Origin of the sequence: Brachybacterium sp. NBEC-018, from assembly GCF_024860185.1 — a bacterium.
GTDB lineage: Bacteria > Actinomycetota > Actinomycetes > Actinomycetales > Dermabacteraceae > Brachybacterium > Brachybacterium rhamnosum.
Genome location: NZ_CP100650.1, coordinates 3,248,370 through 3,265,239, shown reverse-complemented (window position 1 = coordinate 3,265,239; position 16,870 = coordinate 3,248,370). Strand labels below are relative to the sequence as shown.

Annotated in this window: 18 protein-coding genes; 11 read left to right on the top strand and 7 right to left on the bottom strand. The window is 73.0% G+C overall.

Translation table 11 applies throughout. The features are described 5' to 3' along the window. Positions 1-46 precede the first annotated feature (46 nt). The 4 genes from NLU66_RS14825 (at position 47) to NLU66_RS14810 (ending at position 2,732) form a co-directional block, all read left to right on the top strand. Positions 47-346: a helix-turn-helix domain-containing protein gene (locus NLU66_RS14825; RefSeq protein ID WP_259362601.1), complete on the top strand. Its 300-nt coding sequence runs from the start codon at positions 47-49 to the stop codon at positions 344-346. A 1-nt stretch (position 347) separates the two neighbouring features. Next, complete coding sequence (locus NLU66_RS14820; RefSeq protein ID WP_259360392.1) at positions 348-572, top strand: DUF3046 domain-containing protein; 225 nt, start codon at positions 348-350, stop codon at positions 570-572. Between the two features lie 309 nt (positions 573-881). After that, positions 882-1,994: a recombinase RecA gene (gene recA, locus NLU66_RS14815; RefSeq protein WP_137771249.1), complete on the top strand. Its 1,113-nt coding sequence runs from the start codon at positions 882-884 to the stop codon at positions 1,992-1,994. A 3-nt stretch (positions 1,995-1,997) separates the two neighbouring features. Further along, a complete protein-coding gene (locus tag NLU66_RS14810) occupies positions 1,998-2,732 on the top strand; it encodes a regulatory protein RecX (RefSeq protein ID WP_259360391.1) in 735 nt (244 codons plus the stop codon). A gap of 107 nt (positions 2,733-2,839) precedes the next feature. Here the strand turns inward: NLU66_RS14810 and NLU66_RS14805 are convergent, their stop codons facing one another. From NLU66_RS14805 to NLU66_RS14790, 4 genes are all read right to left on the bottom strand, one after another. Further along, the gene (locus tag NLU66_RS14805) at positions 2,840-3,706 is read right to left on the bottom strand and encodes an amino acid ABC transporter permease (protein ID WP_259360390.1); all 867 of its coding nucleotides are present in this window, start codon (positions 3,704-3,706) and stop codon (positions 2,840-2,842) included. Next, on the bottom strand, positions 3,703-4,350 hold the full coding sequence (locus tag NLU66_RS14800) for an amino acid ABC transporter permease (protein WP_137771246.1): 648 nt from the start codon (positions 4,348-4,350) through the stop codon (positions 3,703-3,705). The genes NLU66_RS14805 and NLU66_RS14800 overlap by 4 nt, the downstream gene beginning before the upstream one ends. A gap of 139 nt (positions 4,351-4,489) precedes the next feature. Next, entirely contained in the window at positions 4,490-5,368 is an 879-nt protein-coding gene (locus tag NLU66_RS14795) for a glutamate ABC transporter substrate-binding protein (RefSeq protein ID WP_259360389.1), read from the bottom strand. A 28-nt stretch (positions 5,369-5,396) separates the two neighbouring features. Further along, the gene (locus tag NLU66_RS14790; RefSeq protein ID WP_259360388.1) at positions 5,397-6,179 is read right to left on the bottom strand and encodes an amino acid ABC transporter ATP-binding protein; all 783 of its coding nucleotides are present in this window, start codon (positions 6,177-6,179) and stop codon (positions 5,397-5,399) included. Between the two features lie 170 nt (positions 6,180-6,349). Here NLU66_RS14790 and miaB point away from each other — a divergent pair, with 170 nt between their 5' ends. Continuing rightward, the gene (miaB, locus tag NLU66_RS14785) at positions 6,350-7,909 is read left to right on the top strand and encodes a tRNA (N6-isopentenyl adenosine(37)-C2)-methylthiotransferase MiaB (RefSeq protein WP_259360387.1); all 1,560 of its coding nucleotides are present in this window, start codon (positions 6,350-6,352) and stop codon (positions 7,907-7,909) included. 68 nt (positions 7,910-7,977) lie between these two features. On the opposite strand, the gene NLU66_RS14780 is transcribed toward miaB, so the two are convergent. Next, the gene (locus tag NLU66_RS14780) at positions 7,978-8,463 is read right to left on the bottom strand and encodes a YbjN domain-containing protein (RefSeq protein WP_240811143.1); all 486 of its coding nucleotides are present in this window, start codon (positions 8,461-8,463) and stop codon (positions 7,978-7,980) included. A gap of 156 nt (positions 8,464-8,619) precedes the next feature. Between NLU66_RS14780 and miaA the strand changes: the two genes are divergently transcribed. Beyond that, positions 8,620-9,546 (top strand): tRNA (adenosine(37)-N6)-dimethylallyltransferase MiaA, encoded by a 927-nt coding sequence (miaA, locus tag NLU66_RS14775; RefSeq protein WP_259360386.1) that lies wholly within the window; start codon positions 8,620-8,622, stop codon positions 9,544-9,546. Positions 9,547-9,555: 9 nt separating this feature from the next. Further along, positions 9,556-10,452, top strand: a complete 897-nt coding sequence (dapF, locus tag NLU66_RS14770; protein WP_259360385.1) for a diaminopimelate epimerase — start codon at positions 9,556-9,558, stop codon at positions 10,450-10,452. 40 nt (positions 10,453-10,492) lie between these two features. On the opposite strand, the gene NLU66_RS14765 is transcribed toward dapF, so the two are convergent. After that, positions 10,493-11,107 (bottom strand): class I SAM-dependent methyltransferase, encoded by a 615-nt coding sequence (locus NLU66_RS14765; RefSeq protein ID WP_259360384.1) that lies wholly within the window; start codon positions 11,105-11,107, stop codon positions 10,493-10,495. Positions 11,108-11,267: 160 nt separating this feature from the next. Here NLU66_RS14765 and hflX point away from each other — a divergent pair, with 160 nt between their 5' ends. Further along, a complete protein-coding gene (gene hflX, locus NLU66_RS14760) occupies positions 11,268-12,809 on the top strand; it encodes a GTPase HflX (protein ID WP_259360383.1) in 1,542 nt (513 codons plus the stop codon). 35 nt (positions 12,810-12,844) lie between these two features. Further along, positions 12,845-14,860 (top strand): ATP-dependent DNA helicase, encoded by a 2,016-nt coding sequence (locus tag NLU66_RS14755; RefSeq protein ID WP_259360382.1) that lies wholly within the window; start codon positions 12,845-12,847, stop codon positions 14,858-14,860. A gap of 111 nt (positions 14,861-14,971) precedes the next feature. Here the strand turns inward: NLU66_RS14755 and lexA are convergent, their stop codons facing one another. Beyond that, a complete protein-coding gene (gene lexA, locus NLU66_RS14750; RefSeq protein WP_259360381.1) occupies positions 14,972-15,682 on the bottom strand; it encodes a transcriptional repressor LexA in 711 nt (236 codons plus the stop codon). Positions 15,683-15,960: 278 nt separating this feature from the next. Here lexA and NLU66_RS14745 point away from each other — a divergent pair, with 278 nt between their 5' ends. Beyond that, positions 15,961-16,248 carry a peptidoglycan-binding protein LysM gene (locus NLU66_RS14745; RefSeq protein ID WP_259360380.1) on the top strand — a complete coding sequence of 96 codons (288 nt, stop codon included), beginning with the start codon at positions 15,961-15,963 and terminating at the stop codon, positions 16,246-16,248. A 26-nt stretch (positions 16,249-16,274) separates the two neighbouring features. Beyond that, the gene (gene nrdR / locus NLU66_RS14740) at positions 16,275-16,733 is read left to right on the top strand and encodes a transcriptional regulator NrdR (protein WP_137771235.1); all 459 of its coding nucleotides are present in this window, start codon (positions 16,275-16,277) and stop codon (positions 16,731-16,733) included. The last annotated feature ends 137 nt before the right edge of the window (positions 16,734-16,870 follow it).

Sequence of the window (16,870 nt, the reverse complement as noted above, 5' to 3'; positions counted from 1 at the left end):
TCCGGGAGTGCTGACCGTGCATGACGCGAAGAAGGGAGGCAAGGCCATGGTCCTGTTCCGCCAGGAGCTCGGGGACGTCCTGCGCGACGCCCGCCGCTCCCAGGGTCGCACCCTGCGACAGGTGTCCTCCGATGCCCGGGTCTCGCTGGGCTACCTCAGCGAGATCGAGCGCGGGCAGAAGGAGGCCTCGAGCGAGCTGCTGCACTCGGTGACCGACGCGCTCGGCCTCCCGCTGTCCTTCGTGCTGCGCGAGGTCTCCGACCGCATCGCCGTGGCCGAGGGGGTCGCGGTACCGGACACGGTCCCCGCCGAGCTCACCGACGAGCCGCTGGTCGGCGCCCACTGAGGTGCGGCGCAGCGAGTTCACCGAGCTGGCCGAGCACGTGTTCGGCCCGACGCTCGCACGCACCTACACGCGGGACCTCGTGCTCGAGGAGGTCGGCGGGCTGACCGCCGAGCAGGCCCTCGAGGCGGGGCGTCCCGTGCGCGCGGTCTGGACCGCGCTGTGCGACGCGATGGACGTGCCCGAGGGCTCCCGCTGGGAGGTGCCGCCGGCGGTCCGCCGGCGCTGATCGCCAGGAGCGGCAGGAGCGGCGCGGCACGGTCCTCCCGCTCCTCGACGCCCCCCGGCACGGGGGGAGCGGCCGGGTCCCGCCGTGAGCGCGGGGGACCTCCCCGGCGACACGCCGCCGCTGCTGTTCGCTTCGAACGAGTGTTCGGGTATCGTGATGCCCGACGGTTCCCGCCACCGTCGTCGTTCCTCCCCATGGCGCCTCGGTCCACAGGTCGCCACGAGGGGCACGGCGTTTGTCCGGCGGCCCGCCTACTGTGGCCGCAACGGTCACGCCGCCGGCCCCCGGCCACTCGGAAGGAAAGCCCCCATGGCAGTTCAGAAGTCCGCACCGAAGTCCGCATCCAAGGATCGCGGCACCTCCCTCGACAACGCCCTCGCGCAGATCGACCGCCAGTTCGGCAAGGGCTCGATCATGCGTCTCGGTGACGACACCCGCCCCCCGGTCGAGGTCATCCCGACCGGCGCGGTCGCGCTGGACGCCGCCCTCGGCATCGGCGGCCTGCCCCGTGGGCGCATCGTGGAGATCTACGGCCCGGAGTCCTCGGGCAAGACGACCGTGGCGCTCCATGCGGTCGCGAACGCCCAGCGCAACGGCGGCATCGCCGCCTTCATCGACGCCGAGCACGCCCTGGACCCGGAGTACGCGAAGAAGCTCGGCGTGGACACCGACGCCCTGCTCGTCTCCCAGCCGGACACGGGTGAGCAGGCCCTCGAGATCACGGACATGCTGATCCGCTCCGGCGCCCTCGACATCGTGGTCATCGACTCCGTCGCGGCGCTCGTGCCGAAGGCGGAGATCGAGGGCGAGATGGGCGACTCGCACGTCGGCCTGCAGGCCCGGCTCATGTCCCAGGCGCTGCGCAAGCTCACCGGTGCGCTCGCCGCCTCCGGCACCACCGCGATCTTCATCAACCAGCTCCGCGAGAAGATCGGCGTGTTCTTCGGCAGCCCGGAGACCACCACGGGCGGCAAGGCGCTGAAGTTCTACGCCTCGGTGCGCATGGACATCCGCCGCATCGAGACCCTCAAGCAGGGCCAGGACGCGGTCGGCAACCGCACGCGTGTCAAGGTCGTCAAGAACAAGATGGCCCCGCCCTTCAAGCAGGCCGAGTTCGACATCCTCTACGGCGAGGGCATCTCCCGCGAGGGCGGGCTCATCGACCTCGGCGTGGAGCACGGTGTGGTCCGCAAGTCCGGCGCCTGGTTCACCTACGAAGGTGACCAGCTGGGTCAGGGCAAGGAGAACGCGCGCCAGTTCCTCAAGGACAACACGGACCTCGCCGCGGAGATCGAGGAAAAGATCCTGCGCACGCTGGGCGTGGGCAAGTACGCGACGGAGCAGGCTCCCGCGGAGGATCTGGACGCGGAGCTCCCCGGCGAGGGCGACTTCCTCGACGAGGACGTCCCCGCCGCCATCTGATCGATGGCTCTGTCCACCGAGCACGACGGGCACGGCGCCCCGGAGCAGCAGAATCCGCGCGGATCCGCTCCGGGCGCCGTGCCCGTCGCGGTGTCCCCGGCCGGCGCGCAGGGGCGCGAGCGCTCGGCGGTCCAGGAACGGCTGGCGCGCCGCACGCAGGAGATCCTCGAGCGCCCCCGGCCCGAGAAGGATCCCGACCGCGCCGAGCGCGAGAAGGCGGTCATGCGCGAGTGCCGCTACCTCATGCGTCTGCTGGCCACGCGCCGCCGCTCGCGCGGGGAGATGCTCGAGCGCCTCGAGCGCCGCGAGGTCCCCGGGTCCGTCGCGCACGAGGTGATGGCCCGCATCGAGCGGGCGGATCTCGTGGACGACCGCGCCTTCGCCCACGAATGGGTGCGACAGCGCCGGGAGCTGCGCAGCCTGGGGGACCGGGCCCTGCGCCGCGAGCTCGAGCGGCGCCACGTCGACGGGGAGCTCATCGAGGAGGCGCTCCGCGCCGGTGGTGCGGGCCAGGGGCCCGAGGGGGACCCGGTGAGCGGCGAGGAGGATCGCTGCCGGGAGCTCGTGCGATCCCGGCTCGGGGAGCGGGATCTCGAGCGGCTCGCCGCCGATCGCGACGGCAGCCAGCGGCGACGCCTGTCCCGCCGGCTCGATGCCCTGCTCACCCGCAAGGGCTACCCGGGGGACCTCGCCGTGCAGGTCATCTCGAGCGAGCTGCGCCGCGCCTCCGGCCGCTGAGCCCGCCGGGCCCGCGGGGCGCTCCGGCTGCTGAACCCGCGGAACACTGGACCCGCGGGGCCCGCCGATCCTGCGGAGCGGGTACTGGAGGCTCGGACGCCGTCGGCTCAGACCTCGACGGTCGGCGTGCCCACCACGACGGGCGCCCGGCGCCGTCGGCCGCTGCGTCGCTGCGCCCACACCGCGAGCCGCGAGAGCAGCACGTTCAGGGTCACGTACACCGCCGCGCCCACGGTGAGCAGGGGCAGCAGGTACGAGGCGTTCGTGAGGGCATCGGCCACCCGGCTGATCGATCGCAGCAGCTCCGCGTAGGAGACGATGTAGCCCAGCGAGGAGTCCTTGACGAGCACCACGCCCTGCGCGATGAGGGAGGGCAGCATCATCCTCACCGCCTGCGGCAGCTGCACGTCCCGGTAGGTGAGCGCGGGCCCCATGCCGAGGGACTCCGCGGCCTCCGTCTGCCCCCGGGGGAGGGCGGCGATGCCGGCGCGCAGGATCTCGGCGAACACGGCCGCGTTGTACATGACCAGGCCGAAGACGACCGCCATGAGCGGGGTCGAGCCGGGGATCACGAGGATCGCGAAGAACATCATGAGCACCACGGGCAGTCCGCGGCACACCTCGATGACGCCGATCGCGAGCCAGCGCACCGGGAGCAGGCGTGAGGTGCGCAGGGACACGAGCACCACGGCGAGCACGGCGGCGAGCGGGAGCGCGATGACCGCGGCGAGCAGGGTCGCGCCGAGGCCGCGGAACACCGCCTGCCACACGTGCTTCGTCTCGTAGCCGGCGAAGTTCATCGGCACGTCCCACAGCACGCGCCAGCGCTCGTCGAACACACCGTTCGCGGCGAGACGGGAGACGGCGACCGCGGCCGCGCCGAGGACCACCACGGTGAGCACCACCGAGATGATGCGGCTGCGCCGGCGCTCAGCGGGGCCGGCGACGTCGTACAGGACGGGTCCGCTGCTCATCGGGCGAACGCCACCTTCCGCTCGATGCCCGCGGCGAGACGCCCCAGGGGGATGCAGATGATCAGGTAGCACAGGGCGACGCCCGCGAGGATGCCCAGCACGTCACCGGAGTGGACGTTGGTCAGGCGCCGGGACATGGCGAACAGCTCGAGCACGCTGAAGGCGCCCGCGACGGAGGTGTTCTTCACGAGGGCGATGAGCACGTTGATGAGCGGCGGGATCGCGGTGCGGAACGCCTGCGGGAGCACGACGATCGCGAGGTTCTGGCCGAAGGACATGCCGAGCGAGCGGGCCGCCTCCGCCTGGCCGACCCCCACGGAGTTGATGCCCGAGCGCACCGCCTCCGCGACGAAGGCGGAGGTGTAGGAGCTCAGCGCGATGATCGCCGCGGCCTTGTACTCGAGCGTGAAGCCCATCGACGGGGTCACGAAGACGTAGAAGAAGAAGACGATCGTGAGCGGGGTGTTGCGCAGGAACTCCGTGTAGAGCGTGGCGACGGTGCGCAGGGGCAGGTAGGGGGAGACGCGGAGGCCCGCGACCACCGTGCCGACGACGAGCGCGATCGCGCCGGAGACGGCGGCGAGCATCAGCGTGGTGCTGAACGCCTGCCACAGCAGGTCGTGCTCGAGCAGGAGGCTGCGCATGCGAGGGCTCCTCGGGGCGGGAAGGGGCGCCGGTCAGGTCGCGAGGACCGGGCCGGCGCCCGGGACGATGGCGGTGAGGACGGGGTGACGCGGGCGGTCGCCGGCGCCGGGCGGGCGCGCGGGTCCCGTCCGGGCGGCCTCAGTAGCGGTCGATCTCCGGCGGGTCCGGGGTGGGCAGCACCGCGCCCGCGGTCGCCTCCCAGGCCTTGGCCCAGCTGCCGTCGTCGTAGGCGGCCTGGAGGGTGTCGTTGACGAAGGCGCGGAAGTCGTCGTCGCCCTTCTTCAGGCCGATCCCGTACGGCTCCTCGGTGAAGGTCGCGCCGTCGCCCACGAGCTTGAGCTCCTCCTTGTTCGCGGCGACGAAGCCCGCGAGGATCACGTTGTCCGTGGTGACGGCGTCGACCTGGCCGTTGGTGAGCGCCGTGACGCAGTTGGAGTAGGTGTCGAAGGTCGAGAGCTCCGCCTCGGGGTGGTTGTCGGTCATGTACTGCGCGGGTGTCGAGCCCTCCACGGAGGCGACCTTCTTGCCCTCGAGGGTGTCCTCGCCGGTGATGTCCTCGTTGTCCTTCGTGACCATGAGCGCCTGTCCGGCCACGTAGTAGGGGCCCGCGAAGTCCACGACCTCCTTGCGGGTGTCGTTGATCGTGTAGGTCGCGACGACGAGGTCGACCTTGCCGTTCTCGATGAAGGGCTCGCGGTTCGCGGAGACCGTCTCGACCCATTCGATGGACTTCTTCTCGATGCCGAGGGCGGCGGCGATCAGCGTGCCGATCTCGACGTCGAAGCCGGCGGGTGTGCCGTCCGGCCCGGCCTGCCCGAACAGCGGCTGGTCGAACTTGGTGCCGATGGTGATCTTGCCGGCGTCGGCGAGCTTCTTCATGGTCGAGCCGTCGGCGAAGGTCGCGTCCTCGGCGACCTCGGGCTCGTCGGAGGACGAGGAGCCGCCGCAGGCGGCGAGGACGATCGCGGCGGCGAGTCCGGCGCCGCTGGTGAGGAGGAGTCGTCGGCTGGTGGTCATGGCATGCTCCTTGGCGGTCGGGACGGGGTCAGTGCTGCAGGATCTTCGCGAGGAAGTCCTGGGCGCGCTCGGTGCGGGGCTGGGCGAAGAACTCCTCCGGCGGGGCGACCTCGAGGATCCGCCCGTCATCCATGAAGACGACGCGATCCGCGGTGCGGCGGGCGAAGCCCATCTCGTGGGTCACGACGATCATGGTCATGCCGTCCTTCGCGAGCCCCGTCATGACCTCGATGACCTCGTTGATCATCTCGGGGTCCAGGGCGGAGGTGGGCTCGTCGAAGAGCATGACCTTGGGGGCCATGGCGAGGGAGCGGGCGATCGCGACGCGCTGCTGCTGCCCGCCGGAGAGCTGGGCGGGGAGCTTCCGGGCCTGGTCGGCGACGCCGACCCGCTCGAGCAGCTCCATGGCGCGGGCCTCCGCCTCCTTGCGCGGCACCTTCTTCACCTTGATCGGGGCGACGGTGACGTTGTCGAGGACCGTCTTGTGGGCGAAGAGGTTGAAGGACTGGAACACCATGCCGACCTCGGAGCGCAGGCGCGCGAGGCCGGGGCCGGAGGTGGGGAGCGGCTCGCCGTCGATGCGGATCTCGCCCTCGTCGATCGTCTCGAGCCGGTTGATGGTGCGGCACAGCGTGGACTTGCCCGAGCCGGAGGGGCCGAGCACCACGACGACCTCGCCCGCGGCGACGCTCAGGTCGACGTCCTTCAGCACGTGGAGGTCGCCGAAGTGCTTCTGGACCCCCTCCATCGCGACGAGGGGGCGTGCGCCCGGGCTCCCGGCAGGCGGGAGCGCGGATGTGGTCTGGGTCATGTCCTGCACCGTAGACCCCGCCGCGGAGGGCCGCCGGGCGGGTCGGGGGACCGTCACCCCATCGTGACCTGCGTCGGCCGGGGGCGCGGGCGTGATCTCCCTCCGAACCCGCCCGTCGGGGCGCCGTCGACCCGCACCGGGAGCCCTGCCCGCCGTACCCTGGGACCACCATGAGCACGCAGCAGATCGACCCGGCGCCGCGCGGCACCTATCAGGTGCGCACCTTCGGCTGCCAGATGAACGTCCACGACTCCGAGCGCCTGACCGGACTCCTCGAGGAGGCCGGCTACGCCGCCGCGCCCGCCGACGCCGACGCCAAGCGCGGAGAGGTCGACGTCGTCGTCTTCAACACCTGCGCGGTCCGCGAGAACGCGGACAACAAGCTCTACGGCAACCTCGGCGCGCTGCGCCCCGCGAAGCGCGCGAACCCCCGCATGCGGATCGCCGTGGGCGGCTGCCTCGCGCAGAAGGACCGCTCGAGCATCGTGGACCGTGCCCCCTGGGTGGACGTCGTCTTCGGCACGCACAACATCGGCGCGCTGCCCACGCTCCTGGACCGGGCCGCGCACCGCCGCGAGGCGCAGGTGGAGATCCTCGAGTCCCTCGACGTCTTCCCCTCGACCCTGCCCACGCGCCGGGAGTCCTCCTACGCGGCCTGGGTCTCGATCTCCGTGGGCTGCAACAACACCTGCACCTTCTGCATCGTCCCCTCGCTGCGCGGCACCGAGAAGGACCGCCGGCCCGGGGACGTGCTCGCCGAGGTGCGCGACGTCGCCGAGGCGGGCGCCCTCGAGGTGACCCTCCTGGGCCAGAACGTGAACTCCTACGGCGTCGAGTTCGGGGACCGCGGCGCCTTCGCGAAGCTCCTGCGCGCGTGCGGGGACGTCGAGGGCCTCGAGCGGGTCCGCTTCACCTCGCCCCATCCCGCGATGTTCACCGACGACGTCATCGACGCGATGGCGGAGACCCCCAACGTCATGCCGCAGCTGCACATGCCGCTGCAGTCCGGCTCCGACGACGTCCTGCGCCGCATGCGCCGCTCCTACCGCAGCCGGAAGTTCCTCGGGATCCTCGAGCGGGTCCGGGACCGCATCCCGGAGGCCGCCATCACGACGGACATCATCGTCGGCTTCCCCGGGGAGACGGAGGAGGACTTCGCGCGCACCCTCGAGGTCGTCGAGGAGAGCCGCTTCGCGAGCGCCTTCACCTTCCAGTACTCGATCCGCCCGGGGACGCCCGCCGCGACCATGGAGGACCAGGTCCCCAAGGAGGTCGTCCAGGAGCGCTACGAGCGTCTCGTCGCCCTCCAGGACCGCATCACCTTCGAGGAGAACCGGACCCGCGAGGGGAAGGTCGTCGAGGTGCTCGTCGCCGAGGGGGAGGGGGACCGCGACGCGGAGACCCATCGCGTCTCCGGCCGCTCCCGCGACCATCGCCTCGTGCACCTCGCGCTGCCGTCGGACCTCCCCGAGGCGCAGCGCCCGCGCCCCGGCGACATGGTCACGACGACGATCACCCGCGCGGCGCCCTTCTACCTGCTCGCGGACTCCGCCCTCGAGGCCCCGCTCGCACGGCTGACCCCGGAGCAGTTCTCGGTGCGCCGCACGCGCTCGGGGGACCTCTGGGAGCAGGGTGCCCTGGGGCTCGACGCGACCTGCGGCACGGGCCACGGCGGCGGGGGAGCGGGCGGGCCGGTCACCCTGGGCATGCCCTCCCTGCGCCGCGGCTGACGCCGCCCCGGACGTGAGGACGGCCGGCACCCCGCGGGGTGCCGGCCGTCCTCATGCGTGGTGCGGGATCAGCCGTCGAGGTCGTCGAGCTCGGCGCCGAGGCGGTCCTCGAGGCTGTGGAAGAACGCGATGACGGTGCTCAGCCCGCAGGTGAGCGCGCTGTCGACCTGGGCGTCGAGGGCGCCGGCGCGGAAGTCCGCGGCGAGCTCGCCGTAGACGCCGAGCAGGCCCTCGGACTCACGCCGCACGTAGACCTTGGGCCACACGCGGTTCATGTTCCACTCGTTGCAGAGCTTGATCATCTGCACCTTGCGGGACATGTCCACGCTGTGGTTCCAGCGCCCGCGGGTCTGCAGGACGCCGTGGTCCTCGCCGCTGAGCATGAACTGGAATCGGTAGTCGTCGAAGCGCGCCCGGAGGATCTCGGGATGCGCCTCGTCCTCCACATAGGCGTAGCCGTGGCGGGTCAGCGCCTGCTGCACCCGCTGCAGGGACATCGGCGTCAGGCCCTCGGCCGAGTCCGCCAGCAGGCGGTCCTCGTTCGCGGTAGTCACGTGCACCTCGGTGGTCTCGCTCGGGAACGGTGGAGCCCCGGTGCCGGGGCGGGCCTCACCCTACCCCGTCCCCTGCAAGAAGGCCCGGCCGCCCGACGTGATCCCGCTGACCCCTCGACGAGCTCGCCCTCGGACCCGGCGGATAGGGTGCTCGCCATGGAGAACGCCCCGCTGATCGCGATCGTCGGCGCGACCGCGACGGGCAAGTCCGACCTCGCGATCGCGCTCGCCCGGCACCTGGACGGCGAGGTCGTCAACGCGGACGCCCTGCAGCTGTACCGCGGCATGGACATCGGCACCGCGAAGGTCCCCCCGGCGGAGCGGCTCGGCGTGCCCCATCACCAGCTCGACGTGCTCGACGTGACGGAGGAGGCGAGCGTCTCCGCGTACCAGGCCGCCGCCCGGGCGGACCTCGCGGCGATCCGTGACCGAGGGCGGGTGCCGATCCTCGTGGGCGGCTCCGGTCTCTACGTGCGCGCCGTCCTCGACGACCTCGAGTTCCCGCCCACCGATCCGGAGGTCCGCGCCCGCTGGGAGCGCCGCGCGGAGGAGATCGGCGCCCCGGCCCTCCACGAGGAGCTCGCCCGACGGGACCCCGGGGCGGCGAGCAGCATCGGTCCCGGGGACGTGCGGAGGATCGTGCGGGCCCTCGAGGTCGGCGAGCTCACCGGCCGCCTCTTCGCGGCGTTCCTCCCGCGGCCCCTGCACCGCGACCCCTCGACGGTGCAGATCGGGCTGCGGCAGGACCGCGGCGCGCTGCACGAGCGGATCGCGCGGAGGGTGGACGGCATGCTCGCGGCGGGGCTGCTCGAGGAGGTCGCCGCGCTGCGCGAGCGCGGTCTGGACCGCGGGGTCACGGCGCGGCGCGCGATCGGCTACGAGCAGGGACTCGCCGTGCTCGACGGGACGATGACGACCGAGCAGGCGCGGGAGTCCACGGTGGTCGGCACCCGGCGGCTCGTGCGCAAGCAGGACACCTGGTTCCACCGCGACGCACGGGTGCGCTGGATCGACGGTGCCGACCCGGCGGCGGGGCGAGCGCTGGATCACGTGCTCGAGGACGCCCTCGCCGCGCTGGCCTAGGCTCGGACCATGAGCACTCCTGCGCCGTACGGACGGTCGACCCCCGCGGGTCCGCGCTTCCCCGAGGGGCTCCGCTTCTCCAAGGGCCACGGCACCCGCAACGACTTCGTGCTGCTGGACGACCCCGACGGCGCGATCGACCTGGACGCGGCCGCGGTCACGGCCCTCGCCGACCGTCGCTCCGGGGTGGGCGGCGACGGCGTGATCCGCGCGGTGCGCACGCGTGCGGCCGGGATCGACGCCCCGGCGGACGCCCCCGAGTGGTTCATGGACTACCGCAACGCCGACGGCTCGATCGCCGAGATGTGCGGTAACGGGGTGCGCGTGGTCGCGGCCTTCCTGCGCCGCGAGGGGCACGTGCGCGAGGACCGCTTCCCGCTCTGGACCCGCGCGGGCGTGCGCACCGTCGAGATGCTCGCCGACCCGACGGCGGAGGATCCCGCCTGGCGCGTGCGCGTCGGCATGGGCGAGGCGGGGATCTCCCGGACGGGCCGCACGGTCCACGTCGAGGGCCACGACCTCGAGGTCACCGACGTCGACATGGGCAATCCGCATGCCGTCGCGTTCCTCCCCGAGGGCGTGGCGCTCGAGGACCTCGACCTCACCCGCCGCCCGGGGCTCTCCCCGGAGCCGGAGCACGGCGCGAACATCGAGCTCGTGGTCACGCGCGGTGAGCGGCACGTGGCGATGCGCGTCCACGAGCGCGGGGTGGGGGAGACCGAGTCCTGCGGCACGGGCGTCGCCGCCACGGCGGTCGCGGCCGCCCTGCGCGCGGGGGACGACACCCGCCTGCCCTGGCGGGTCGACGTCCTCGGCGGCACCCTCGAGGTGGGCTGGACCGATCAGGGCGAGGTCACGCTCGCCGGCGCCGCCGAGATCGTCGCCGACGGCACCCTGCTCCTCTGAGCCCCGCCGGCCCGGGGTGACCGGGTCCCCTCGCTCCGCCTCAGCGGGCGGGCCCCACCTCGAGGACCCGGAAGCCCTTGGCGCTCGCGACCTTGGCGACCTCGCGGCCCGGCAGCTGCTCGCCGAGCCACCGGGCCAGCGGGTCCGCACCGAGGTTCTTGCCCACGACCATCGCCGCGGTGCCCTCGGGGGTGAGGCGGCCGATCCACGTCAGCAGCAGCGCGTGGAGGGCCTCCTTGCCGATCCTGATCGGCGGGTTCGACCAGATCGCGTCGAGGGTGAGGTCGTCAGGGACCTCCTCGGGCGCGATGACGTGGACGTTCCCCAGCCCGAGGGTCGCGGCGTTCTCCGCCGTGAGGTCGCGGGCGCGCTCCGAGACGTCGACCGCCCAGACCTCGGCGTCCGGGTGCAGCAGCGCCGCCGTGAGCGCGATCGGGCCCCATCCGCAGCCGAGGTCCAGCAGCCGGGCGCCGGGCGGCACGGGGGAGATCTCGTCGAGCCGCGCGAGCATCACCGCCGTGGCCTTGTCCAGGCCGTGCCCGCTGAACACGGAAGAGCTCGAGACCAGGTGCCGCTCCTCGCCGGCGAGGCTCACCCGCAGCGGGAAGCGGGTGTCCTCGGTCGAGGGGGAGGGGGAGAAGTAGTGCTCGTCCACCCCGGCAGGATACGGAGGCCTGCGCCGGCGTGCGGCGAGCTCGGCGCCGGGGCGGGTGCGCCGTGGGCAAAATCCCTCGACCCCGGCGCGGGGGCGTGGGATTCTGGGACGACCCGGTGCCGCCGGGCCCCTGTCGTCCCCCATGAGGAGATCCCTGAACGTGCCCATCGCCTTCCATCCCGATTCCGAGCCCGACACCGACGTCGTGCCGAGCAGCGCCCCGGGAGCAGAAGCCGCCGAGAGCACGATCCCGGGCTCCCGCACCCGTGACCCGCTGACCGAGCGCATCCTCGCCCGCGGCGACGCCTCCGTCTCGTCGGTCACCTACGACTCCACGACCGACGGGGACCAGCTCGACCTCGCCGACCGCCATGCCCTGCGCCGCGTCGCCGGGCTGCGCACCGACATCGAGGACGTCACCGAGGTCGAGTACCGCCAGCTGCGGCTCGAGCGCGTGGTCCTCGCGGGCCTCTACACCTCCGGCGACGTGGCGGAGGCGGAGAACAGCCTGCGCGAGCTCGCCGCGCTCGCCGAGACGGCGGGCTCCGAGGTGCTCGAGGGCGTCATGCAGCGCCGTGCCCATCCCGATCCCGCGACCTTCCTGGGTCGCGGCAAGGCCGCCGAGCTCGCCGAGGTCGTCACCGAGGTCGGCGCGGACACGGTCATCGCCGACGGCGAGCTGGCCCCCAGCCAGCGCCGTGCCCTCGAGGACATCGTCAAGGTGAAGGTCGTGGACCGCACCGCGCTGATCCTCGACATCTTCGCCCAGCACGCCAAGTCTCGCGAGGGCAAGGCGCAGGTGGAGCTCGCGCAGCTCGAGTACCTGCTGCCGCGACTGCGCGGCTGGGGCGACTCCATGTCGCGTCAGGCCGGCGGGCGCGTCGCCGCGGGCGGCGCGGGCATGGGCTCCCGCGGCCCCGGCGAGACGAAGATCGAGCTGGACCGCCGGCGCATCCGCGACCGCATGTCCAAGCTGCGCCGCGAGATCAAGGCCATGGCCCCGGGGCGCGAGGCGCAGCGCGCGGACCGCCACCGCAACCAGGTGCCCTCCGTCGCGATCGCCGGCTACACCAACGCCGGGAAGTCCTCCCTGCTCAACCGCCTCACCGGGGCGGGCGTGCTCGTCGAGAACGCGCTGTTCGCGACGCTGGACCCGACGGTCCGGCGCACGCGGACCCCGGACGGCCGCGAGTACACCTACGCGGACACGGTGGGCTTCGTGCGGCACCTGCCCACGCAGCTCATCGAGGCCTTCCGCTCGACGCTCGAGGAGGTCGGCGACGCGGACCTCCTGCTCCACGTCGTCGACGCCTCCCACCCGGACCCGGAGGGCCAGATCCGCGCCGTGCGCACCGTGCTCGGCGAGATCGAGGGCTTCGACGTGCCCGAGATCGTCGTGCTGAACAAGGCCGACATCGCCGCCCCGGAGACCCTCGCCCGGATCCGATCCCAGGTGGGGCTCTCCGCGGTGGTCTCCGCCCGCACGGGAGCCGGCATCGAGGAGCTGCGCGAGCTCATCGCGGAGCACCTGCCCCGTCCCGCCGTCGAGGTGGACCTCGTGGTGCCCTACTCGCGGGGCGACCTGATCTCGCGGGCGCACGACACGGGCGAGGTGCTGGGTGAGGAGCATCTCGCCGAGGGCACCCACCTGCACGCCCGTGTCGACGAGGCGCTCGCCGCGGAGCTGCGCGGCGCGGCCTGAGCCGGAGCGCGGGGGCGCGCGGATACCCTGATCCGATGACCGCAGCCCCCGCCTCCGAGGCGTCCGTCGCCTCCCTGTCCACCCTGATGGAGGCGGCCGTCGGGGCCATCGGCGGCAGCCCCCGCGAGGGGCAGTCCGCGATGGCGGAGGCCGTCGACACGGCCATGCGGGGTCAGCGCCATCTGCTCGTCCAGGCGGGCACCGGCACCGGCAAGTCCCTCGCCTACCTCGTCCCCGCCCTGCGGCACGCGGTGACCTCGGGGCGCCCGGTCGTCGTCTCCACGGCGACGATCGCGCTGCAGACCCAGCTGATCCGCAAGGACCTCCCGCGGATCGTCGACGCGCTCGCCCCGCACCTCCCGCGCACGCCCACCTTCGCCCTGCTCAAGGGGCGCGGGAACTACCTGTGCCGGCACAAGATGGACGGCGGCTACCCCGTCGAGGATCCCGGCTCCCTCTTCTCCGAGGCCGCGGTGGACCCCGCCTCCGGCGCGAGCGAACGGCTCGGGGACCAGGTGCGGCGACTGCGCGCCTGGGCGGAGGAGACGGACACGGGTGACCGCGACAGCCTCGAGGACCCGGTCTCCGACCGCGCCTGGCGGCAGGTCTCCGTGCTGGGCAACCAGTGCCTCGGCCAGACCTGTCCGATGGTCGGCTCCTGCTTCGCCGAGCGCAGCCGCGAGATCGCGAAGGAGGTCGACGTCATCGTCACGAACCATGCGCTGCTCGCGATCGACGCCTTCGACGGCCACGGGATCATCCCCGAGCACGACGTGGTCGTCTTCGACGAGGCCCACGACCTCACCTCCCGCGTCACCGGCGCCGTCACCGAGGTGCTCGTGCCCGGCATGGTGCGGGGGACCGTGCGCGACCTCCGGGGCCTGGGCATGGCCGCGACCGCGCTCGACGACGCCGGCGACGAGCTGCGCGAGGCCCTCGCGCTCGTCCCCGACGGGCGGGTGATCGGGGACCTCCCGGAGCGCCTCGCCGATGCGATCGAGCAGCTGCGGGTCCAGGCCCGCACCGCCCACACCGACGCCAAGGACGCGGGGGACGAGGGTGTGGTCGGCACGGCCGGCGCGCGCAAGGCCGTCCGCTCGAGCCTGCAGGAGATCATCGACGTCTGCGAGCGTCTCCTGGACCCGGCGGAGGACGACGTCGTCTCCGTCTCCCACTCGCCCGTCACCGGGCGCTCGAGCGTGCAGGTGGCGCCGCTGAGCGTCGCGCTCGCCATGCGCGGGGCGATCCTCGAGCACCGCACGGCCGTGCTCGCCTCCGCGACCCTCGCCCTGGGCGGCCGCTTCGAGCCGCCCGCGGGGGAGGTGGGGCTCGCGCGCGCGGCCCGCACCGCGGTGGACGAGGTCCCCTCCCGCGAGGACCACGGCGCCTGGGCGGGTCTCGACGTCGGAAGCCCGTTCGCCTACCGCCGCCAGGGCATCCTCTACACGGCCGCGCATCTGCCGCGGCCGGGCCGCGAGGGGCCGAGCATCGAGATGCTCGACCATCTGACGGAGCTCGTGGAGGCCTCGCACGGCGGTGCGCTGTGCCTGTTCTCCTCCCGCCGGGGCGCGGAGCTCGCCGCGGAGCACGTGCGCGCCCGGCTCGACCTCCCCATCGGTGTGCAGGGGGAGGACTCGATGGGCAATCTCGTGCGGGACTTCCGTGAGGACCCGGACACGAGCCTCTTCGGCACGCTCACCCTGTGGCAGGGCGTGGACGTCCCCGGGCAGGCCTGCCGCCTGGTGACGATCGACCGCATCCCGTTCCCGCGGCCGGACGATCCGCTGACGGCGGCGCGCCAGGAGCGCGTGGACCAGCGGGGGAGCAGCGGCTTCATGGCGGTCTCCGTGCAGCATGCGGCGCTGCTCATGGCGCAGGGCGCGGGCCGGCTCATCCGCACGCAGGAGGATCGCGGCATGGTCGCGGTGCTCGACCCGCGGCTGGCGACGGCCCGCTACGGGCAGGTGCTGCGGGCGGCGATGCCTCCGCTGTGGCCCACCCAGGACCCGCGCGTCGCCGTCGACGCGCTCCGGCGGCTCAGCGCCTCCTGAGCCGGGCGGTCCCAGGGCCCGGGGGCGTCAGGCCCTGGGCCGGGACGAGCCCGAGCCCGAGCCCGAGCCCCGGCAGGACATGGGCCCGGAACGACCCGGCCTGGCAGGACCTCAGACCGCGCGGAGGACGGCGACGACCTTGCCGAGGATCTCGGCGGCGTCGCCGAGGATCGGCGTGAAGGCCGGGTTGTGCGGCATGAGCCAGATGTGGCCGTCCCGCTGGGCGAACGTCTTGACGGTCGCCTCGCCGTCGATCATCGCGGCGACGATCTCGCCCTTCTCCGCCGTGGGCTGCGAGCGGACGACGACCCAGTCGCCGTCGCAGATCGCCGCGTCGATCATCGACTCGCCGACCACCTGCAGCAGGAAGAGGTCGCCGTCGCCGACGAGCCGCTCGGGCAGCGTGAAGACGTCCTCGACCTGCTCCTGCGCGGTGATGGGGACGCCTGCGGCGATCCGTCCCACGAGCGGAACGGGCACGGAGGGGCCGGCCATGACCTCGGAGGGATCTGCCTCCTGCTCGGGGGCGCCGTCCTCCCCGGGCATGACGACCTCCATCGCGCGCGGGCTGCGCGGGTCGCGGCGCAGGAATCCCTTGCGCTCGAGCACCTGGAGCTGGTGGGAGACCGAGGAGGACGAGGTGAGTCCCACGGCGTCGCCGATCTCCCGGATGGTGGGCGGGTAGCCGCGCGAGCGCAGCGACGCGGTGATGGTCTCCAGCACGAGCCGCTGGCGACGGGAGAGCGCGGCCGTGGACTCGGACGGCGACTCCTCGCGCAGGCGGCGGAGCGGCGCGGGTCGGGACGGGATGCTCGGCGACATCGGGCGGTCCTCCTGGCTTCGTCTGTCTGACCCTCGCGGTTCGGTGGTCGTGTCACCCAGGGTAGGTCGGCCGGGAGCGAACTCCAAACATGTGTTCGAGTTTTCTCTTGCGTGTCGCGAAGCTCTGCCCTAGAGTCGCACAGAGATTCGATCGAACAGGAGTTCGTAAGATGCACACTCGTCAGGCCACCGTCACCGCCCTTCCCCTGCGTGACGCCTCCGCCGTCGCCCGCCCTGCTCGTGCAGGTGTTCGACTGGAGGTCACCCGTCGGGGCCGCATGCTCGTCACCGCGATCGCCTTCCTCCTCGGGCTGGCCGTCGCCGCCCTCGCCCTGCTCGTCCTCGACGTCCCCTCCGCCCTCGCGGGTGACGGGGCCGACGGCGAGCGGACGGTCACCGTCGCCGCCGGCGACGACCTCTGGTCCTACGCCGATCTCTACGCCCCCGAGGGCATGAGCGACGCCGACTTCGTCACCGAGGTCCGCGCGCTCAACGAGCTCCCCACCCCGCGCCTCACGCAGGGCCAGGAGATCGTGCTGCCGGCCGCGGATCCCGCCGGGCGCTGATCCCCCGGGCCAGGTACCCTGGCCCGATGCACTGCCCGTACTGCCGCCATCCCGATTCGAGGGTCGTCGACTCGCGCACGTCCGACGACGGCGGCACGATCCGGCGCCGGCGCCAGTGCCCCCAGTGCTCCCGCCGGTTCTCCACCACGGAGACGGCCTCGCTCTCCGTGCTCAAGCGATCCGGGGTGAGCGAGCCCTTCAGCCGCGCGAAGGTCATCTCCGGCGTGCGCAAGGCCTGCCAGGGCCGTCCCGTCTCCGACGATCAGCTCGCCGTCCTCGCGCAACGCGTCGAGGAGGACATCCGCGGATCGGGCCAGGCGGAGATCGACGCCCACGGCGTCGGGCTCGCGATCCTGCAGCCGCTCCAGGAGCTGGACCTCGTGGCCTACCTCCGCTTCGCGAGCGTGTACCAGGGGTTCGAGTCCCTCGACGACTTCGAGGCGGCGATCCGTCGGCTTCGCGACGAAGGTCCGGCCTCGTCCTGAGACTCGTCCACCAGGTGGTGGATAGTGGTCAGGAGACTCCCAGGGTGTGCGTAAGATAGCCCCCGTGCGCTCGCGCGGCGCACATCTGATCGGCGGTCGTGGAGGGGAAGCCACGGCCGCCGATCTCTGTCCGTGGA